Raw genomic sequence first — 1,352 nt, 5'->3', positions numbered from 1 at the left:
TGGCTATATTGCCAAACACTTTCGGCTACAATTAACGGCGCATCTTTATCAATGTTCTTAAACACTTCTATACCCATGCGCTGCGAATCGATAAAGCCATGTTTCTTTTCGGCATCGTATGCATGAGCCCTTTTTATGGTATAACCAAATTTTGCAATAGCGGCACCAAGTGCTTTTTCCATTTGGTCTTGCGTTTCCCAACAATTTTGGTTGGCCACAATCCTTAAATCGCCACTGGCTACAAGAAATATTTCTTTTTTCATTGTTCTGATAATTATGTTCTGATAAAGTCTTGCGTATCATCAAGTAGCACTAATACAAAAGAAGAGTATAGATTAGAGTTCTAATGGCAAAATCCTGACTCTTTTATATTTGGCAACAATATTCGCTTACAATACAAATATGGTTTTTGCCAATAGACTTTTCTTACGGCTTATTACCCTTTTAATGTATGATATTATCATAATATCTTCTAAAATTGCCCTTATCTGAAATTATTTAGCTATAATTAAGGAATATTAGCACCAAATATAAAATTCAACTATGAAACCTCTTTTCCATAAAGTACCGGTGAGCCTTCAAAACTCGTTTAGTATTAGGCATGATATTGAAGAAAATTTTGGAAAGATTTGGCATTATCATCCAGAATTAGAACTGCATTATGTAATTAGAGGGGAAGGTGTGCGGTTTATAGGCAACAATATTAGCAATTTTGCTTCTGGAGAAATTATATTATTGGGAGAAAACCTTCCGCATACTTGGCGATGTAGCGAAGAATACTTCCAGAATAATCCAAGTAATGAGGTAGAGGCTATTGTTATTCACTTTTTGCCCGATTGCTTAGGGAAAGATATCTTGAATTTACCTGAAGCCTATTTAATTCCAAAACTTTTTGAGAAAGCGAAAAAAGGGATGCTATTAACTGGAAAAAACAGGGAGAAATTGGCAGAGTTAATGCTTAAGGCAAAAGATAGCGAGAATCTTGATCGGTTAATTGTATTACTTTCTATTTTAAAAATATTAGCCGAAACTGATGATTATGCGATATTAAATCCGGGGAATGTACAATATCAATCAGACGAATCGGACTTAATTAGGCTAAATAAGGTTTATAATTATACGTTAACCAACTTTAAGAAAGAAATAAATTTACAAGAGGTAGCTTCTATTAGCAATTTGAGTGTTACTTCTTTTTGTAGGTATTTTAAGCAGATGACCAAAAAAACCTATTATGATTTCTTGATCGAAATTAGGGTTAGCCATGCCTGCCGTTTATTAATTGAGGATAAACACCCTACCAACATTATTTGTTACCAGTGTGGATTTAACAATGTTTCTAATTTCTATCGCCA

At 33.7% G+C, this 1,352-nt stretch carries 1 protein-coding gene and 1 pseudogene; one reads left to right on the top strand and one right to left on the bottom strand.

Going from position 1 to position 1,352, the window contains the following annotated elements; all coding sequences use genetic code 11:
• A pseudogene (locus B3I52_RS13915) lies at window positions 1-263 on the bottom strand (fucose isomerase); the annotation flags it as partial.
• A 280-nt stretch (window positions 264-543) separates the two neighbouring features.
• Here B3I52_RS13915 and B3I52_RS13910 point away from each other — a divergent pair.
• On the top strand, window positions 544-1,352 hold an 809-nt coding region (locus B3I52_RS13910; RefSeq protein ID WP_293302292.1), incomplete at its 3' end, for an AraC family transcriptional regulator.

The organism is Pedobacter sp. UBA4863, from assembly GCF_002399615.1.
GTDB lineage: Bacteria > Bacteroidota > Bacteroidia > Sphingobacteriales > Sphingobacteriaceae > Pedobacter.
The sequence above is the reverse complement of the archived record's forward strand: the minus strand, read 5'-3'. Positions and strand labels throughout refer to the sequence as shown.